Below are 16456 nucleotides of genomic sequence, written 5' to 3'. Positions count from 1 at the left end.
GCCGTCAACCGACGAAATTTCACGAGGCTCCAACCTTTGTCACTCCTTCGTGTCCAAACCAGCGCCGCCCCGGCAGACGACAATGTGTCGGCTGATCCACCGGCGTTGGAGCGCGAGGCCGTCGAGGCCGAGCCAACAGCGGAGCACGATGAGGCGCAGCTCGAACGCGAGGCGCTTGCGGCTGAAGACGGCGACTGTGTTCGCCGGGTGCTCGAAGGGCAGCGCGAGGCCTTTGAACGCCTCGTCCAGGGCCACAGCCGGAAGGCGATTGCCGTCAGCTACAGGCTGCTCGGCAACCAGGACGACGCAAGAGACGTCGTGCAGGACGCTTTCCTGAAGGCATTCCGATCGCTCGATACGCTCGAGCGGCCCGAAGCCTTCGGCGGCTGGTTCATGAGGATCGTCACGAATCTCTCCTTGAACTTTCGCCGCGGCCGACGGCTGCGAATCGCTCAGCCCCTCGACGGTGCCTTTGGAGAACAGCGCGGCGACGCCAAGCCCGAGACCCCGGTCCGAGGCCAAGGCAGCGAAGACTTCGCACGCTCGCACTGCCCCGAACACCGAGCACGCGGCAAGGAACTGGGCGAGCAACTTCGGCAGGAGATCGCCCAGCTCCCGGACAAGCAGCGTCAGGCACTGCTCCTCTTCACGGTCGAGCAACTGCCCCAACGCGAGGTCGCCCGCCGGCTCGACTGCAGCACCGAAGCGGTCAAGTGGCACGTCTTCCAGGCACGTAAAAAGCTTCGCGATCGGCTCGAACCCGTTGCATAGCGCATGATGTGCTGACTGAGGTCTGTCGTTTTACAAGCCTCCCGCTCCGATGAGTGCTCCCGCACACACATCCCTCGCTGACCAGGACGTCGACGCGATCGTCGATGACTTGTTGGCCCGTTCGCTGCCTGAAGCAGAGGTGGATCGTCTCGCTGACGATGTCTGCGGTCGCGTGATGCACGTCCTGCGTTCCGAGGCAGCCGATTCCGGATCGATGTCAATCGGTCAGGATCCGACCACGCTCCGCCGCTCTCGACCGGCCGCTGTGGCCATTGCCGCCGGTCTTTCGGCGGGTGTCACGCTGCTCATCGCCTGGTCAGCTGGCCTGACCGCCAAATCGAACCTCGTCGCCGATCTGCCGGCCGATCCGGTGCCGCAGATTGCGGTCATGGGTCCGGGCGACATCTTGGAGCAGGAACCCACGCAGCCCGATGCCCTTCTCGTCGTCGGCCTGCCCGTCGACGTCGTTCGCGACGTGACAGTCGACATCAGCTCCGAGGTTGTCGCGTTCTCAGGCATCGAGGCGTTCACCACGCCAGCCACTGAAGCCAAGGCGGCAGCCGGTGTGACGTCGGAGGCTTCACCCTTTGCCAGCTACGCCTCGACGCTCCGCACTCGAACCGACGACGCTCAACGCCGTCACGTTGTGGCCGCCACCGATCCGCGCGAGATCCTGTCGGTCGACATTTCGACGCCCGCGTCACCCGCAAACTGACACGGCCGTTCGGGCATCACAACACGTCACTCGCACGCGGGTAGCTTCCCAGAACGGTCAGCTGCAGGCAGTGCTCTCGCGCGGCCGTGATCGCCGCCTGGAGCTTCGGATCCGCTTCGTGGCCTTCGGCGTCGACGAAGAAGACATACTCCCAGTTCGTGCGACCGCTCGGGCGTTTTTCGATGTCGGTGAGATTCACGCCGTTGTCGCGGAAGCTGTCGAGGACGGCAACGAGGGCACCCGGCTTGTTGGCGGTGGTGAAGAGCACCCCGGTCTTGTCCTCGCCGGTCGGCTTGGCTGCTTCGGAGCCGATGACCCAAAAGCGCGTGACGTTGTCGGGGTCGTCCTCGATGTTCTCGAATAGACGCGGAACGTCATAGATCTCGCCCGCCAACCTGCTCGCGATCGCCGCCACCGTTGGATCGGCCGCGGCACGCTCGGCGGCAGCACTCGTGCTGGCAGCCGGCTCGACGGACCGTCGTCCCGCGACGTCGCCCAGCCAGCCACGGCACTGGGCCAGCACTTCGGGCTTGGTCGTCACGGTCTTAACCTCGTCCCATGGTCCACGGCAAAGGACGCAGTGGTGGATTGTGATGAGCACCTCGGCACAGACCTTGGCCGAGTGGTCGAGGAACGCGTCGAGCGTGTCGATCACGCCGCCGTGGCTCGAATTCTCGACCGGCACCAGGCCACAGTCGGCGTGGCGACGCGCGACACTACCGAAGACGGCGTCGATGTCCGAGGCCGGCACGTAGTCGACGCTGTTGCCGAATTTGCCGATGGCCGCCGCGTGGCTGAACGAGCCTGCCGGGCCGAGATAGGCGACGCGGAGCGGCTTCTGAAGGCCGATGCTGCCGGACATGATCTCGCGCCAGACGGCGTCGAGCGTCCGATCACCCAGCGGTCCTTCGTTGAGGCGATGAATTTTGTCAAAAACCGCCCTTTCGCGGCTGGGAACGTAGAAGCTGGCCGTTCCACCGCTTCCGCCGGCGGCCTCGCGTTTGGCCCGTCCAATCTCGACGGCGACGCGTGCACGCTCGTTCAGGAGCTTGACGAGATCATCGTCGAGCTGGTCGATTCGATCGCGCATCGGCCGAAGCCGGGACTCAAGCTCGTTGTCATCTGGCGGCATCTCGTTCTGTTTCGGGTCGGCCACGTCCAATGTTGTGCCCGGTTCGGCGATCTGTGGCAAGTGGATATTCGGTGGATTATCGCCCCAGGGCTATTCCGAGGTGCCTGGCAGGCCGATGAACAAGTGTCGAGATGCCCGATCCGCCGAACTCCGCGACGCCGGACTTTCCGGTCGCAACGCCCGACGAGTGGCGTGAACTCGGTGCTGCGCCGACAGAACCTAAGACGCTCATCGAGCAGATTTCAATCCCCTGGCGTCACCAGGAGGACGTTCTAACGCTCGTTCAGGAGACCGAGGCGACGATCGCCGCGGTGCTGCTGGCGTGTGGGATCGTCTGGTGGCTTTTCTGCGGCCGGGGCTGGCGTGGGCTGACGGCCGTCAACATCGGAGCCCTGGGCGCCTGGGCCGGATGGGTCGTCGGCACGCAGACAGCGGGCGGACCGGCGGGTGGGATGTCCGGCCTCGTCATCGGCACGCTGGTCGCGGGCGTCGTCGGCTGGTCGTTCAAAACGGCCGCCATCGCGACGACGGGTGGCATTGTCGGCTTTGTCACTGGCTGCGCGGCTTGGCGGATGGTCGGACTCGACGAAGGCCACGTCCTCGCCGGCGGTGTCATCGGCGGCGTCTTCCTCGGCATGATCCCGCTCAGCTTCCGCAAGCTCGGCCCGACGGCTGTCCTTGCGGCAGAGGCAACCGTGCTCGTCGCAGCCGGTCTCGGTGCGTTCGCGATGCGCTACGCGCCGTCGCGCGGGTTAATCGAAGAGACGCTCGGAAGCTATCCCGTCATTGCCCCGGCCGTCCTGCTGGCTTCTGTCGCGTGTGCCCTGTTCCTGCACGGCGAAAGCGACGGCGGCGACGACGCGTGATCAGTCGAAGGTCCGCTGGAACACCATCACATCCGTTGCCTCTTCGACGTTCTCCAGCGTGTGCACGTGGACGAACCCAGCTTGCTGGCCGAGCCAGGCTCGCAGGATCGTGTCCGGCTGGTTGATCAGCACGATCAGTCGACGCACCGGGATACCGACGAGTTTCGCATGTCGTTGCATCTGACCCATCGCCGAATCGAGCAGCTCGGAGCCGTAGCCCTGGCGACGGTGTTTCTTGCGGACTTCGACGTGTTGAAGCTGATAGACGCCGAGATGAGCCGGCAGGTGCGACCACGACAGCTCGCCGACGGTCGTCCCACCGTTCTGCAGCGTCAGCGTCTGGACGAAGACGCTCGGCAGCGTTTTGGCCGAACGTGGCAGCGGCGGGTCGAGATCGATGCCTGATTTCGTGTCGCGGGTCAAGGCGATAGTCCTAGGAGCGATAGTGCGTCGCGTTCGATGATGCCGCGAAGGGCAGATCGCGGAACGGTTGGCAAATTGGTGCCTTGGGCGACGAAGTTGACGGAAAACAGCTTCTCGATCGTCTCGGCTGCCCGGCCGTAGGGGAAGTCGCTGCCGAAGAGCAACTTGCCCACGACACCGTGCTCGAACGCCTGAATCAGCGTGTTGTACGCCGTCCACGGTCTTCGCAGGAGCCCGCCGATATCGGCATACACGCGGCGGTGCCTCGCGAGCAGTCCGCAAGTCTCCCCCACCCACGGATGACCGACCTGCGACACGATCATCGGCAGATCAGGAAACGCCCGCGCGACCTCATCAAGGAGGATCGGCCTGGCAAACTCCGGACACGCCGCCTCCGACAGATGCCCTCCGCCGTGAAACAGGATCGGCATGCCGAGCCGCTGCGCGACCTCGTAGACCGCCATCACGCGGGAGTCGGTTGGGTGAATGCCCTGATTCCCGGGGCTGATGTGCAAACCTGCGAGCCGTAGCTCGTCCTTGCACCGCTGGAGCTCGTCGATCGCTCGCTTGCTGGTCGGGTCGATGCCGGCAAAACCGATCAGCTTGTCCGGGTGCCGGCGGACGTAGTCGCTGATGAAGTCGTTGGGCACATCGGCTTTGAGCAGCCGACTTTGGAAACCGAGCACGATGATCCGATCGACGGCCTTGCCGGCCTGCCAGTGCAGTTCCGGGTCGCCAGGCGGGATGCGGCTGAAGACCGTCCTGCCACCCGCCGCCTGCCGTGCAGAGTCGGCCGTCGGATCGCCAAGATCGGCCTGGCCGAGCTGGTCGGGCGTCTGCCAGACATGAGTGTGGACGTCGACGATCACGCGCGTCGACCGTAGCGAGAGTTTGCCTCACGCGTCGGGAAGCACGCCCAAGTGACGAAGTCCTTCCAACACGCCGGCGGCGACAAGTCCCTTGGCGAGGTAGCAGTCACCCGCCCGTGCCGGTGCCTGGCTTCGCAAATCGTCGTGGCCATTGCCGACGACGATGCCGCGGAACGGCTTGTCGAACATGTCCAGGTCATTGGCCGAGTCGCCGGAGACGACGATCGACTCCGGCGCGAGGTTTTCGTGCTTGACGAGCCATCGAATCGCCGCCGCCTTACCCGCGGCCGGCGGCAGGATGTCGAGGTCACGTCCGCTGGAAACGACGATCTTGGCGTCGATACCTTTCCCGCGCAGTTCTGATTCGATGGCCTTCGCCATCTGCGGGTCAGGCAGGTCAAAGCTGGCCTTAAACGCGGTCTGCATCGCGGCTGCGTGCGGGACGAGCCCGAAGGTCTCGACGCAAGTCCGCTCCACCTCTTCCCGCGGCCAATCGCCGAACTGCTCGCGGCCGTAGTCGGCGATCAACTCGCCCGTCGCCCCATCCGCCACCTGCGTCCCCATCGCCCCGATCTGATATCGCGGCACCGGCAGACCCGGTACCCGCTCCAGCGACTCCCGCTGACTCGCGATCGGCCGGGACGAGTTGAACCACAGTGTCAGCCGCTTGCCTGCCGCTTCCAGACTCCGGGCGAAGTCCGCCAACTTCGGATCAGCCTCTGGGCCGACGTGCTCGTGATCGATCAGCGTCCCGTCGAGATCGCTGACGAGTACGAAGCGTTGGATGTCGCCATAGCTCGACACAGCCATGAACGACGCTAGTGCTTCAGCTTGTCCGGCAACAGTCGGCGGTGGACGGTGAGTTGGTCGAGCGGCTCCTTGACCCACGGCGAAAACTTCAACGCGTCGCCGTTCTGGTGATCTTTGGTGATGTCGACCGGATACCAGTGCAGCTCCGGCTCGCCGGTCTCGCTCTTGGCTTTGAAGACGACAGCGGCCTGGAGGTCGCTGCGATCGGTGAAGTAGAAAGCGTCGTTGAACCAAGTCCACTTCGTCTCACGCTTCCACTGCGGCGTCGGGATCGCGACGTGCACGACCTCGTCGCCTGGATTTCGCTCGAGCCAAAGACGCTTGGCCTCGGCCTTCAGGGCGTCGGCATCCGATCCGCGGTAGGCGTCGGAAGGGAGCAGGTTGGCGGCGATGATTTCGGCCTTGAGCGCGTCGCCGGCCTGCTTGCCCTTGGCCTTCAGGGCACCCAGTTGCTCGACCAGCGGCATCGCCGAACCGGCATCGATCGCGACGGCGAGCTTCACCAGGTCGTCCGACATCCTCAGCTGTTGCGTCACGCCACCGTTCTCGCCGAAGAACGCGGGGCGACGCTCCGCCACGCCGCGTTCGATGATCATCGCAGCCTCTTCCATCTGTCGGGAGGCGCGGTCGATGACCCACTCGCGGTACTGCGTCTTCAGCTGCGTCACGCCGTCGAGCGTGCCACGGGCCGACTGCAGCTCACGACGGATCTGTGCCGTGTCAGCGTTGTTCTGCTTGAAAAACTCGGCGTATTTGCTCTCGAATGCCTCGATCTCCTTCAACGCCGGAGCATGCTCGCCGAGCAGCGCCGCGGCGTCAGCCGGCCTTTGCTGGAGGATGGCCTCAAACGCTCCGAACTGATTCGCGATCGCGTCGATGCGTTCGATGTCCTCGCGAATGGCTGCCATGCCGCCGACATCTTCGACGGCCTTCTTGGCCCCTTCGAGTAAAGCCGTCGCGTCGGCGATGGCTTTGTTGTACCCAGCCAGCGATGCGTTGAGCTCGTCGACCAGCGCTGCGACTTGCGGGTCACTCCCTGGCATCGTCGAGGCCAGCTCTGCCCCTGCCTTATATGCGGTCGCGAACTTCTCCGCCGTCTGGTTGAACGTCGCGACGCGTGAGTCGCCGACCTGGCTGCCAAGGCCCTTCCACTCCAGGATGTAGTACTGCATCCGCTGGACTTGATTCTTCGCCTCCATCGAGTGGCTGCGTAGCTTGCGGATGTCGGCCGGCGAAGCCTTGTCCTGGGCGAGCGCGGGCGATGCGAAGAGGGCAAGCAGAAGGAACGGCAGTGCGAGGCGAAGTGCTGACATTGGGTCTCCCGAGGGGAAGGCCAAGGTTATCAGAAACTGCTGAGTTCGTGGACGAACCTCGGGCCGCGCGCTCGAACAGTGCTTCGACGAACCGATCCGGATCAAAGGTCTCGACGTCTTGCGGGGTCTCACCCAGGCCGATGAACTTGACGGGCAGCTGCAGCTCGTCGCGAATCGCCACGACCACGCCGCCCTTCGCAGAGCCGTCAAGTTTGCTCAGGAACAGGCCGGTGACGTCGACCTCGCGATTGAAGTGCTTGGCCTGGCTGATCGCGTTCTGGCCCGTCGTTGCGTCGAGAACGAGGATGGTCTCATGCGGGGCGCCGTCGATCTTCTTGGCGATGACGCTGCGAATCTTGCCCAGCTCCCGCATGAGGCCTTGCTGCGTGTGGAGCCGGCCGGCGGTGTCGACGATGAGAACGTCCACACCGCGTGCCACGGCTGCTTCGCACGCGTCGTAGGCGACGGCTGCCGGGTCGACGCCTTGGCGCTGCTTGACGATCTCGATGCCCAGTCGCTCCGCCCAAAGCGTCAACTGCTCGACGGCGGCGGCGCGGAATGTGTCGCCGGCGGCCAGCATGACGCGTTTGCCGGCCTGCTCCTTCAGGAGCCATGCAAGCTTGGCGATGCTGGTCGTCTTGCCCGCACCGTTGACGCCGCAGACCATGATGACCGTCGGGCCGGACTCCGCGTAGCGGATTTCGCGCGTGGCCGCGTCGCTCCAACCCTGGAGCATTTCCGACTTGACGATGTCTGCGGCTTCCTCGGCGTTCTTGATCTTGCCCAGACGCCAGCGGTCCTGAACCGCCTCGCGGATCGTCATGGCCCGCTTGACGCCGGTGTCGGCGATGATGAGCTTCTCTTCGAGCTCGTCCAGGAAGGCGTGGTCGATCTGCCGGCCCGGGACGAACAGCGTGCGGACGTCCGTATTCAGGACAGCCGCGGTCTTGTTGAGCGCGCCCTTGAGGCGGTCGAGCGTCTTGGCGAAGAAGGCCACGCGGCAGCTTAGCGACGACGACGCAGCAGAAAGAGCCCGCCGACTGAGACCATCGCGAGACTCGTCGGCTCGGGAATCACCGTGCCGCGCGCCCGGACGAGAATGTTGCCCGCGAGCGAACCGAAGATCGTCGGATCGCCGACCGGCTGAAAGACGGGGAAGCTGGACAGGTCGGTGAGATCGCTCTCACCCTCAGGGCCGAAGAAGCTGAAGCCCTGGTTGGTCGCCGTCTGGAAATCGCGACGGGCCGGTGCCTCGCCAAACGTCTGGGTCGGAGCGGCGGTGACACCATCGACGCCGCTGATGAACGCAGCCACGTAGAAGCCACCGGAGACGACCGGCTCCCCACCGATCGGAAAGCTGTAGCTCGTGAACGTGTCTGGCAGCGGATTTTCCGCGTTGCTGAAGCCACTCACGCCCGAAAGCGAGCCGACGAGCGTCGCATTCCGAGGATCGAAGTCGCCATCGGGGTCGTCGTAGACCAACAGCGTGACGGCCGTCCCGGCATCGACGCGGCCGAAGGCCACGCTGACCTCATCGATGGCGGTCGGGTCGCTTGCGGTGAAGTAACTGCCCCACAGATAGTCGGTGCCATCGAAGCTCGGCCCGCTGCTCGTGTTCGCGTCGCCATCATCCGCAATGAAGTCGACGCTGGCGAAGCTCGACACCGGCGTTGTGGCGAGCACCGAGTACAAGAGGACGACTCCGAAAGCTCTGTGATCTCCCATTGGGCGATGGTACAGCCGCTACCGCGTCTCTTCTGGGACGAGCGTGAAGACCACCTCGGGTGCTGCGTTGACGGGCTCGACGTCCTCTGGCAGATCGAAGACGAGCTGTCGCGTGATTGGTTGACCCATCTTGTTGCGGTCGTCCTTAGTCAGCGGCAGTCGGGCACGGACCGTTTCGCGTAGATCGCCTTCGGTGAGTCGTCGGATCGTCTCTGCCGGACCGCGGATCGCAACGCCGTTGACGATCGGACTCGGAAGGTCGATCTCGACCTTCATCAGGCCTTCCATGGCAGCCGGCTTGTCGACCCAGATCGGGACGAGATCCAGTTCCCCCGTCGCAATCTCGCGGTTCCGACGCTCAAACGTCGCTTGCACCGGCGACGGGACAAGACGCAACCGGTCGACCGCATCGCGACCGAATCGGCTGGACAGCTGCTGCCGGATGATGTCGGGCAAACGTGGCCGGATGTCGATCGTCTGCTGGCCGAACTTGCTGCTCCCCGGCAACGGCGCGTTCGCGACGACGCCGAGTCGCACAGCCTCCGTGACGACGAGCGACGGGCCCTGAAGTCGCACGATTGACGGCTCAAAGGTCACGCCGCCGACGATTTCGCTGGCGGGGAGCTCGCCAGCGCGGACGAGCTCCAGAGGAGCGTCGGTGATCGAATCGACCGTCAGGTCCATCGTCGACGGCACCACCTCCGTCAGTCGCACGCCCGTGCCGCGAAAAACACGAAGATCCGCGAGCTCGCGGCGAAGATCGATCGTGACGCGCTCGGCGGGCTCCAGATCGAGGTCGAGCCGCGGCCCGCCTTCGTCCTCGCGAAGTCGCCGGGCGACCTCCTGAAGCGTCGCACGCGGGCCGCTGAGTGTCATCGACGCGACGACCCGTTCCGCGTCCTCGCCGGTGCGATTCGGCCTTCGGACGTAGAGGTTCTGCTCGTCGACACCGAACTCGACGGTGATGCCGGAGACGATGCGCTCCTCGATCTGTTGCTCCTGTGCCCAGACCCAGAGGATCAGCGTGAGCGGAACCGTCCAGGCAAGCGTCTGGGCGAACGTGATGAGCGTCCTGCGATCCATGACGAGGGAGTTTAGAGGTCGGCGAGAAGGACGATTTGGTGAGGAGACTCAGGCTGGCGTCAGCCTGCTTTCTTACGCGGTGCCTCGTCTGGCTTCCCGACGGGCTTGGTCTCGCGGATGTCGGCCGGCGCGACGCTGGGCGTCGCCGGCTTGTGCGGACGCGGGGCCTTGAGATTGAGTGTTTGCGGCTTGGCCGGCGGAAGTGTGGCCGGACGTTTCATCGCGTTCGACGTGGGCCGCTTCGTGCTGAGGCTGTCGAGCCGCGTGGCAGCCGACGAGGTCTCGCGATCCGACGCCGTGATCGTCGAAGGCCGATCCGACTGTGCCAGCGGCACGCTGCGGTTCAACAACTCGTGCAGCATCTCCAAAAGCCGCTCCGGAGACAGTCGACGATGAAGCCGGCCACCCTCGGCGACGCTGATGTCGCCCGTCTCCTCCGAAACGACCACCACGACTGCGTCGACGTTCATGCTCAGGCCAACAGCCGCGCGGTGTCGACTGCCAAGCTCGCGTTCGGTCAGCTCGCCACTCTCGGCCAGCGGAAACTGAACGCCGGCGTAGGCGATGCGCGCGTCTCGGATCACGACGCCGAGGTCGTGGAGCGAGGTGTTGGGGTAGAAGATCGTCGTCAGCAGCTGGGCCGAGACTTCGGCGTCGATGCGGGTCGCATCCTCCGCAAATCCAGCGAGGCCTTCGTCTCGCTCGAACGCGAGCAACGCCCCGATCCGACGCCGGGACAACGTCGTGCAAGCATCCACGACCGATGCGATCTCGTCGGTCCCACCGGTGGCCGCTCGGAGCAGTCGGGTTTCGCCCAGCCGCATGAGCGCGCGGCGGAGCTCTGGCTGGAACACAACGATGGCCGCAAAGCTGGCGTAGAAGAGGAACTGCTGGAACAGAATGCCCAGTCGGGCCGTGTCGAACACGCCGCCGAGGATGCGGACGGCGAGGTAAAACGTGATCAACAGGACGACGATGCCCTTGAGCACGCGAACGCCGCGCGTCCCTTGCAGGAACCGAATTACACTGAAGACGACCGCCCCGATGATCACCAGTTCCAGCACGATCAACCACGCCGGCACGCCGCGAAAGGCCTGCAGGAAGTTGGTGACGTTCGGCAGCATGACGCGTGAATGGTCCGACCACGCCCCCGGCGTGCCGGTCTCGTTGAGCGTAGCGACCGCAGAACCTCTTGTCGGTGGGCGGAACGCCCCTGCGACAACCCTGTCCGGTTGAATTCAGCCGTCTCTGACGTCAAGAGGACGCCGAACGCCCACGGCGGGCGCGGGCCGGTGCCGGCGCGGTCTGTCGTTGCACGAACCGCATCAGCAGGAATGCTCCTGCCGCCGCAATCAATCCGACAAGCAGCATTAGCCAGCTCAGCGACGCCGGACCGGTCGCCCAGCCGGAGTCGGAGGGTGCTGCGAGTCGAATCAGCGCAAACAACGGCAGAAACACCGCTAGGACGAGACACGTCGGAATCGTCGTCCGAGCCGCCTCGACGCCCGGCTTGGGCTTGGCTGGTCGATTTTTCGCCGGACGAGGCGAGTCGTTGCCCGTCGGACGCGACGGCCGCTTCGCCCCAGCGGGCGCGGCCGGGCGCGCGGGACGTTTGGGGCGTTGAAGATCGGGTTCTTCGCTCACGAGTGAATCTTACCGGCGTCTCTCCGTTGCATCAGACTCACTTCGCCCTGTTGCCAAGTGGCAACATCCGGCACACCTGACCTTGACAACGCCCCGACGCGAGCCGATCTGGCACGCGGCACGACCGCGGCACCGCCATTGAAGTGCCAAACGCATGACCGACCGCACTCCGGCCGCCAGCACGTCCGACTACGCGCGCACGCTCGATCGCTTGCTCCAGGAGATCGACACGCTCCCGGCCGCAGAACGCAACCGCCTGCGCCACGCCGCCGACGAGGCCAAGGTTCGCCACGAGCGCCTGGTCGGCACGATCGCCAAACTGCAGGAGACGCTCGACTTCCTGCGTCTTGGCGTCAAATACCTCGCCTTCGACGTCGAGGCGACCAAGCGCGAAAACGCGTACCTCCGAAAGCTGCTCGAAGAGGCGGACGGCGTCGACTGAGGTCAGTCGAGCTTGGCCGTGACGATCGTGCGGTCGTCCTCCGGCGCGCTGCCGCCCGTGTAATCGGTCAGCTTCTGGATCAGGTCATCGATCAGCGTCTTCGGCCCGCAACGACAGTTTGACAGCGAGGCATCCAAACCCTCGATGCCCCACATTCCGCGGCCGCCATGCTCGCGGGCTTCAGTGATGCCGTCTGTATACGCGACGAGCACGTCGCCCGACTCTAGCTGAACCTCGCCCTCGGGGAACGTCTCGTGCGGATCGATACCCAGCGGCAGACTCCGGGCCCGCCCCGCCACCAGCGGCCCGGTCTTGCCGGCCTTGTCGTCGTCGCGCGTGTTGTCGTGCTTCAACCGTGGCGGCGGGTGGCCGGCGTTGGCGAACGTGAGCTTGCGCGTCTTTGGATCGAGGATGCCGTACCACGCGGTGACGAAAGTCCCGCCGCGACGCGTGTACCGCTCGCAGAGGTGGTGGTTCAGGTGGGCCAGCAGCCGACCGGGCGGATCGGGGTGCGGCGGGTTTTCGATTGCATGGGCGATCGCGTGCACAACGGCCATCAGCACCGCCGCCGGCGTCCCGTGGCCGCTGACGTCACCCATGAAGATGCCCAGCTTTCCACCAGGAATCTCGAAAAAGTCGTAGTAGTCACCCCCCGCCTGCTCGCTCGAGTCGTAAAACGTTCCGAGCCGAACGCCCGTGATCTCGGGCAATCGCTCTGGCAGCAGCGTCTTCTGAATCTTACCAACCGCCTCGTTGGCGTCGCGAAGCTGATGATTCGTCTTGGCGATCTGCTTCCGAAGAACCAGTGTGTTCGTCGCCCGGCCGAAGAGGTTGTGCACCCAGACCTGATCCGGCAGTCGATCGCGATCGAAGCCGTTGGGCTCCTTCAGCAAGAAGACGACCATGTTCAGCGACTCACCGTCATCGAACATCGGGACGGCCGTCATCGACCGCATGCCGTCGAGGTACTCCGCCGCCGGATCATCGGGCTCGTACGCCCCGCGAAGATCGTCGAAAATTGCGGGTTGCCCTTCGTAGATCAGCTTGCCGAGAAGCCCACGATCGAAGAGCGGCTTGGTATCGCCGTCGAGCCACGGATTGAAGTCGATGCCCCAAGTGCTGCTGCGGGTGATCTTGTACTTCGGCGAAGACAGATCGCGCCGGCTCACCGCGAGATAGCCGTCGGTCGGAAACGCCTCGTACATGCGCCGGTAGTAGTCGGCGACCAGCTCCTGCGGGTCGCGATGCCGGCTGATGGCCCGCATGGTGTCAGTGAAAAACGCCAGCCGCTTATCGAAAGGACCGGTAAAGAGCCACGAGCGCTGCCGCGGTTCGTTCGACTCGTCGCCGGCGTCATCCATCACACAGACTGTATCGCTACGCGTGCCCGGCCGCATGCAAGGCTTTCCCCGCCGATCGCCAGTAGCGGCTGAACCGCTTGAGATCGACCCGACCCTCCAGCTCGACGAACGATTCGTCCTCAATCGTTGTCGCGTCCAACTCACGCCCGATCGCCCGACGTCGGCCCGAGGGCGTTTGCCCCGTTACAACTGGCCGGCCCTCGGCGAACGATCGCACCGCCGCGGCGACGGACCCGCCAAAGTCATTAGATCGAAGCAGCGTGACGTTCTGCAAATCGGCAAGGCACTCGACAACGAAGCCCAGCGGCTTGAGCGTCATGCCGACATCGTCGATCGCCTCGTCATCGAACACGAAGACTGCGGCATCGGTACCGTCGACCGCGGGATGGTCAGGACGCAGCATGTCTTCGTGGACCCAAGTCACCGAGCCATCTTGTCGTCGCGATCCTCCTGAACTCTCGGCGGCGACACGCTTCAAGTCGATGCCGAGACCCTCACCCACGTCCTGTGTCGCTTCGGGTCCGTCGCGAAACAGATCGGCCGCGAGCAGTTCGTATGGCTTGTCGGTTGGGTCGTTCTTCGCATGCGGTGGGAACAGGTCGCCGGCGTTCTTTACCACGTTGCCGCGATTCATGAAGTAGGGCTTGGACGAAAACGTCGACGCGACCCACTGCCAGCTGAGGTTGTTGCTCGCCGGATCGCCGTCGACCAGGTGCCGAAGAAACCACCTAGCACCCTCCTGCCAACGGACGCGTCGGACGTGAACGACGTAGCTGGCAAGCCACATCCGAGCGTGATTGTGCAGCCAACCCTCTTTGGACAACTGCCGGGCGAAGTGATCGACCCAATCGACGCCCGTCTCACCCGCCTCGATCTCGGCAGGCAGTTCGTCGGCATAGTCGCTCGGTCCGTGACCGGTCTTCCATGGCTCAAGATCATCCCAGACGCCCTCTTCCCCGACGGCCGCGTAGACGCGCTGAAAGAAGTCGTGCCAAGCCAGCTCCTGCACGAGCTTGCCGGCCTGTCGAGGGTGCGAGACTCTCATGAGTGCCGCGTCCCGCACCTGCGACGGGCTCATCACGCGATGTCGGATGTACGGCGAAAGCTGCGTGACCGCTCCGACGAGGTGGTTCCGCGTCTTGGCGTATTGCTCCGGCCGGACGGCATCCAGCCGACCCTTCGCCTCTGCGAGGCCGCCGAGGTGCGGTGAGAGCCGGTCATCGCGCTCGGCCGCTGCGGGAAACAGCTTTGACAGCCGGCTTTGGATTCTTTCGCGCGACGACGTGTCGATCTGAATTGCTTTTTCCACGCCGTCTGACCTGCAACTGCGTTGCCGAAGCACCGTGCGAACCCTCAGCCTTCACACGAATTGACGCAACCACGGCGACCATGGCATGGCGTTCGTAGAATTAGCCGGCATGCAGACGCTCCGTGACGCACGAGAACTCCTGGGCAAATTCAAGGAAAACGAGGCCGACGAGCAGGAAATCGAGTTCGCCAAGAAGGTGCTGGCTCCCGGCGCCGCCGCCATCGCAGCGGTTGCCGTCGGCTACGGACTGGCACGGGCATGTTGCGGCGACAACGTCCGAAAGGCAGACCCGAAGGGCATTCTGCCCGTCGCCATGGCCGGCGTGACGTCGATCATCGCCCTCTGGAGCTACGTCAACCCGCAGCCGTTCGTCCTCGAAGACCGCCGCCGCCGGCGTCGCGATCGTCACTAGTCTTTGGAGTGGCCGAGCTGCCGGTTGATCCGATTCTCAAGCTCTACGACGCCGTCGGCGAAGACGGGATCGCCTCGGTCGTCCGGCGGTTCTACGAACGCGTCCGCCAAGACGACATCCTGTCGCCCATGTACCCGGACAACGACTGGGACGGTGCCGAACGACGCCTGAAGCTCTTCCTCATCCAACGCTTCGGCGGCCCGTCGACCTACTCCCAGGAACGCGGCCACCCACGGTTGCGAATGCGGCACATGCCCTTCCCCATCGACGACGCGGCAGCGGGTCGCTGGCTGAAACTGATGCGCTCCGCCATCACCAAAGCCGCCGACGCTGGCGACGTTCCTGCTGACTTTGCTACGGCGACGATGCCGTTCTTCAAGCAGGTGGCGTTGTTTATGGTGAACCGCTGAGCCTGCTCAGCGAACCGGTACGTTCGTCGTCTCAAGATCCTGCGTCAACCGGCTGTAAAACTGATCGACAGTGATGGTGCCACCACTCAGTTCACCAGCGACATCACTCCAGGACTGTGCGTTGCCTGCAGCATCCTCATAGAACGGCCTGACGCCGCTCCGATCGACGATGAATGCCTTCCGCTGTTGACGCACCAGGCGAGGCAGGCGGCCCGCGGGCGCGTCGACGTTCTCCCAAGCTTGGAGAACGATGTAGACGGTGTACGAATCGCTCTGACGAGAGGTGAGATTGCTCAGACGGATCACGTCGCCCAGTGCGGCCTCGGTGGTGTCGACCGTCGCGTTGATATCGAGCGAGCCGTCGTAGTCGAAGAACTGCGTCTCGTCAGTGAACACGCCAGCGTCGACCGCCGCGCCGTCGATCCGCCCGGTCACGTCGGCTACGAACGGCTTCTCGTCGTCTGCCGTGGCAGATACCGCCGGCAGGACGGAAAGCAGGTCGTACGAATCGTTGATGGCCTCGCCCGCTGCTCCGAAGAACGGCAATCGTGCTCCGTCGCGACTTGCTACATAGTCGTACGGGCCATTGAGGTAATCGAAGAGCCCATCGCCATCGGCCGCGAGCGGGTCGAAGAGGAACTCGGCATTCGTGGCGAGCGTCCCTGCTGCGGTCAATCCTGTTGTTGCGACGACCTCACTCGGCAGCAGCTTCAGTACGCCGAGCGGCGCGGTGTTCACGTTGATCCGGCCCGGAATCCCTGAGAGTGCCTCGGCATATGCTTCATCCGAGCGCAGCTCGCTACCAATCGACTCAGGAGGGGTCAGGAATAGATCGCTGTCCAGGCCGAAGATCTCCACCGGCACGCTCGCCGCCGTGAAGTCGGCAGCGGGAAGAGCTCGGGCGTTGAGCGTCGGGTCGTCGGCCCTGTAACGGAGGTCGGCGTGGGGGAAGGTGTCGCTGCCAGGAGCGTGGAACGCGGCGACGTAGTCAAGTGCCTTGCGGGCCCAGTTCTTTCGTGTGATGGCCGTCCCGTTGGGCTGGACGGCGACGAAGGTGCCAATCGAGGCAGCGTCCTCTGTTCCCAAGACGTCCAACTCGTCGGCGATGACCGCGTCGATCGAGACAGGATTGCTGGCGATGATACCGGTGTCGCCGGCACCCGGATCGATG

18 protein-coding genes are annotated in these 16456 nt (G+C 64.6%); 6 read left to right on the top strand and 12 right to left on the bottom strand.

The window, feature by feature from the left end:
• Positions 1–36 precede the first annotated feature (36 nt).
• Together AAGI46_02165 and AAGI46_02160 are read left to right on the top strand one after the other, a co-directional pair.
• Complete coding sequence (locus AAGI46_02165) at positions 37–771, top strand: RNA polymerase sigma factor (GenBank protein ID MEM1011008.1); 735 nt, start codon at positions 37–39, stop codon at positions 769–771.
• A 49-nt stretch (positions 772–820) separates the two neighbouring features.
• Positions 821–1486, top strand: coding sequence for a hypothetical protein (locus AAGI46_02160; GenBank protein MEM1011007.1), 666 nt, complete (start codon positions 821–823; stop codon positions 1484–1486).
• Between the two features lie 16 nt (positions 1487–1502).
• Here the strand turns inward: AAGI46_02160 and pheA are convergent, their stop codons facing one another.
• Positions 1503–2642: a prephenate dehydratase gene (gene pheA, locus AAGI46_02155; GenBank protein MEM1011006.1), complete on the bottom strand. Its 1140-nt coding sequence runs from the start codon at positions 2640–2642 to the stop codon at positions 1503–1505.
• Positions 2643–2749: 107 nt separating this feature from the next.
• On the opposite strand from pheA, the gene AAGI46_02150 reads away from it, so the two are divergent.
• Positions 2750–3484 (top strand): hypothetical protein, encoded by a 735-nt coding sequence (locus tag AAGI46_02150; protein MEM1011005.1) that lies wholly within the window; start codon positions 2750–2752, stop codon positions 3482–3484.
• On the opposite strand, the gene AAGI46_02145 is transcribed toward AAGI46_02150, so the two are convergent.
• The 8 genes from AAGI46_02145 to AAGI46_02110 all read right to left on the bottom strand — a co-directional run bounded on the left by AAGI46_02145 (position 3485) and on the right by AAGI46_02110 (position 11351).
• The gene (locus tag AAGI46_02145; GenBank protein MEM1011004.1) at positions 3485–3907 is read right to left on the bottom strand and encodes a GNAT family N-acetyltransferase; all 423 of its coding nucleotides are present in this window, start codon (positions 3905–3907) and stop codon (positions 3485–3487) included.
• Entirely contained in the window at positions 3904–4776 is an 873-nt protein-coding gene (locus AAGI46_02140) for an amidohydrolase family protein (GenBank protein MEM1011003.1), read from the bottom strand. Before AAGI46_02140 ends, AAGI46_02145 begins: the two co-directional genes overlap by 4 nt.
• A gap of 27 nt (positions 4777–4803) precedes the next feature.
• Positions 4804–5586, bottom strand: a complete 783-nt coding sequence (locus tag AAGI46_02135; GenBank protein ID MEM1011002.1) for an HAD-IIB family hydrolase — start codon at positions 5584–5586, stop codon at positions 4804–4806.
• Positions 5587–6654: 1068 nt separating this feature from the next.
• A complete protein-coding gene (gene ftsY, locus AAGI46_02130) occupies positions 6655–7896 on the bottom strand; it encodes a signal recognition particle-docking protein FtsY (GenBank protein MEM1011001.1) in 1242 nt (413 codons plus the stop codon).
• 8 nt (positions 7897–7904) lie between these two features.
• Positions 7905–8624 carry a PEP-CTERM sorting domain-containing protein gene (locus AAGI46_02125; protein ID MEM1011000.1) on the bottom strand — a complete coding sequence of 240 codons (720 nt, stop codon included), beginning with the start codon at positions 8622–8624 and terminating at the stop codon, positions 7905–7907.
• An 18-nt stretch (positions 8625–8642) separates the two neighbouring features.
• Entirely contained in the window at positions 8643–9707 is a 1065-nt protein-coding gene (locus tag AAGI46_02120; protein MEM1010999.1) for a hypothetical protein, read from the bottom strand.
• A 59-nt stretch (positions 9708–9766) separates the two neighbouring features.
• On the bottom strand, positions 9767–10831 hold the full coding sequence (gene cdaA, locus AAGI46_02115) for a diadenylate cyclase CdaA (GenBank protein MEM1010998.1): 1065 nt from the start codon (positions 10829–10831) through the stop codon (positions 9767–9769).
• Between the two features lie 130 nt (positions 10832–10961).
• The gene (locus AAGI46_02110) at positions 10962–11351 is read right to left on the bottom strand and encodes a hypothetical protein (protein ID MEM1010997.1); all 390 of its coding nucleotides are present in this window, start codon (positions 11349–11351) and stop codon (positions 10962–10964) included.
• A gap of 154 nt (positions 11352–11505) precedes the next feature.
• On the opposite strand from AAGI46_02110, the gene AAGI46_02105 reads away from it, so the two are divergent.
• Positions 11506–11793, top strand: coding sequence for a transcriptional regulator (locus tag AAGI46_02105; GenBank protein MEM1010996.1), 288 nt, complete (start codon positions 11506–11508; stop codon positions 11791–11793).
• A 2-nt stretch (positions 11794–11795) separates the two neighbouring features.
• On the opposite strand, the gene AAGI46_02100 is transcribed toward AAGI46_02105, so the two are convergent.
• Together AAGI46_02100 and AAGI46_02095 are read right to left on the bottom strand one after the other, a co-directional pair.
• Complete coding sequence (locus AAGI46_02100) at positions 11796–13154, bottom strand: GAF domain-containing SpoIIE family protein phosphatase (GenBank protein MEM1010995.1); 1359 nt, start codon at positions 13152–13154, stop codon at positions 11796–11798.
• Between the two features lie 16 nt (positions 13155–13170).
• On the bottom strand, positions 13171–14463 hold the full coding sequence (locus AAGI46_02095; GenBank protein ID MEM1010994.1) for an FAD-binding domain-containing protein: 1293 nt from the start codon (positions 14461–14463) through the stop codon (positions 13171–13173).
• 109 nt (positions 14464–14572) lie between these two features.
• On the opposite strand from AAGI46_02095, the gene AAGI46_02090 reads away from it, so the two are divergent.
• Both AAGI46_02090 and AAGI46_02085 read left to right on the top strand, forming a co-directional pair.
• Positions 14573–14875, top strand: a complete 303-nt coding sequence (locus AAGI46_02090; GenBank protein ID MEM1010993.1) for a hypothetical protein — start codon at positions 14573–14575, stop codon at positions 14873–14875.
• Positions 14876–14883: 8 nt separating this feature from the next.
• On the top strand, positions 14884–15285 hold the full coding sequence (locus tag AAGI46_02085) for a globin (protein MEM1010992.1): 402 nt from the start codon (positions 14884–14886) through the stop codon (positions 15283–15285).
• 6 nt (positions 15286–15291) lie between these two features.
• Here AAGI46_02085 and AAGI46_02080 read toward each other — a convergent pair.
• On the bottom strand, positions 15292–16456 hold a 1165-nt coding region (locus tag AAGI46_02080; protein MEM1010991.1), incomplete at its 5' end, for a hypothetical protein.

It is taken from the genome of Planctomycetota bacterium, from assembly GCA_038746835.1.
In the GTDB taxonomy this organism is placed as follows: domain Bacteria; phylum Planctomycetota; class Phycisphaerae; order Tepidisphaerales; family Tepidisphaeraceae; genus JBCDKH01.
This window is presented reverse-complemented; position numbering and strand designations above follow the sequence as displayed.

Coding starts and splice junctions, on each gene's coding strand:
- AAGI46_02160 (MEM1011007.1), top strand. CDS start 821: ATGAGTGCTCCCGCACACACATCCCTCGCTGACCAGGACGTCGACGCG.
- AAGI46_02150 (MEM1011005.1), top strand. CDS start 2,750: ATGCCCGATCCGCCGAACTCCGCGACGCCGGACTTTCCGGTCGCAACG.
- AAGI46_02135 (MEM1011002.1), bottom strand. CDS start 5,586: ATGGCTGTGTCGAGCTATGGCGACATCCAACGCTTCGTACTCGTCAGC.
- AAGI46_02125 (MEM1011000.1), bottom strand. CDS start 8,624: ATGGGAGATCACAGAGCTTTCGGAGTCGTCCTCTTGTACTCGGTGCTC.
- AAGI46_02120 (MEM1010999.1), bottom strand. CDS start 9,707: ATGGATCGCAGGACGCTCATCACGTTCGCCCAGACGCTTGCCTGGACG.
- cdaA (MEM1010998.1), bottom strand. CDS start 10,831: ATGCTGCCGAACGTCACCAACTTCCTGCAGGCCTTTCGCGGCGTGCCG.
- AAGI46_02105 (MEM1010996.1), top strand. CDS start 11,506: ATGACCGACCGCACTCCGGCCGCCAGCACGTCCGACTACGCGCGCACG.
- AAGI46_02100 (MEM1010995.1), bottom strand. CDS start 13,154: ATGGATGACGCCGGCGACGAGTCGAACGAACCGCGGCAGCGCTCGTGG.
- AAGI46_02090 (MEM1010993.1), top strand. CDS start 14,573: ATGCAGACGCTCCGTGACGCACGAGAACTCCTGGGCAAATTCAAGGAA.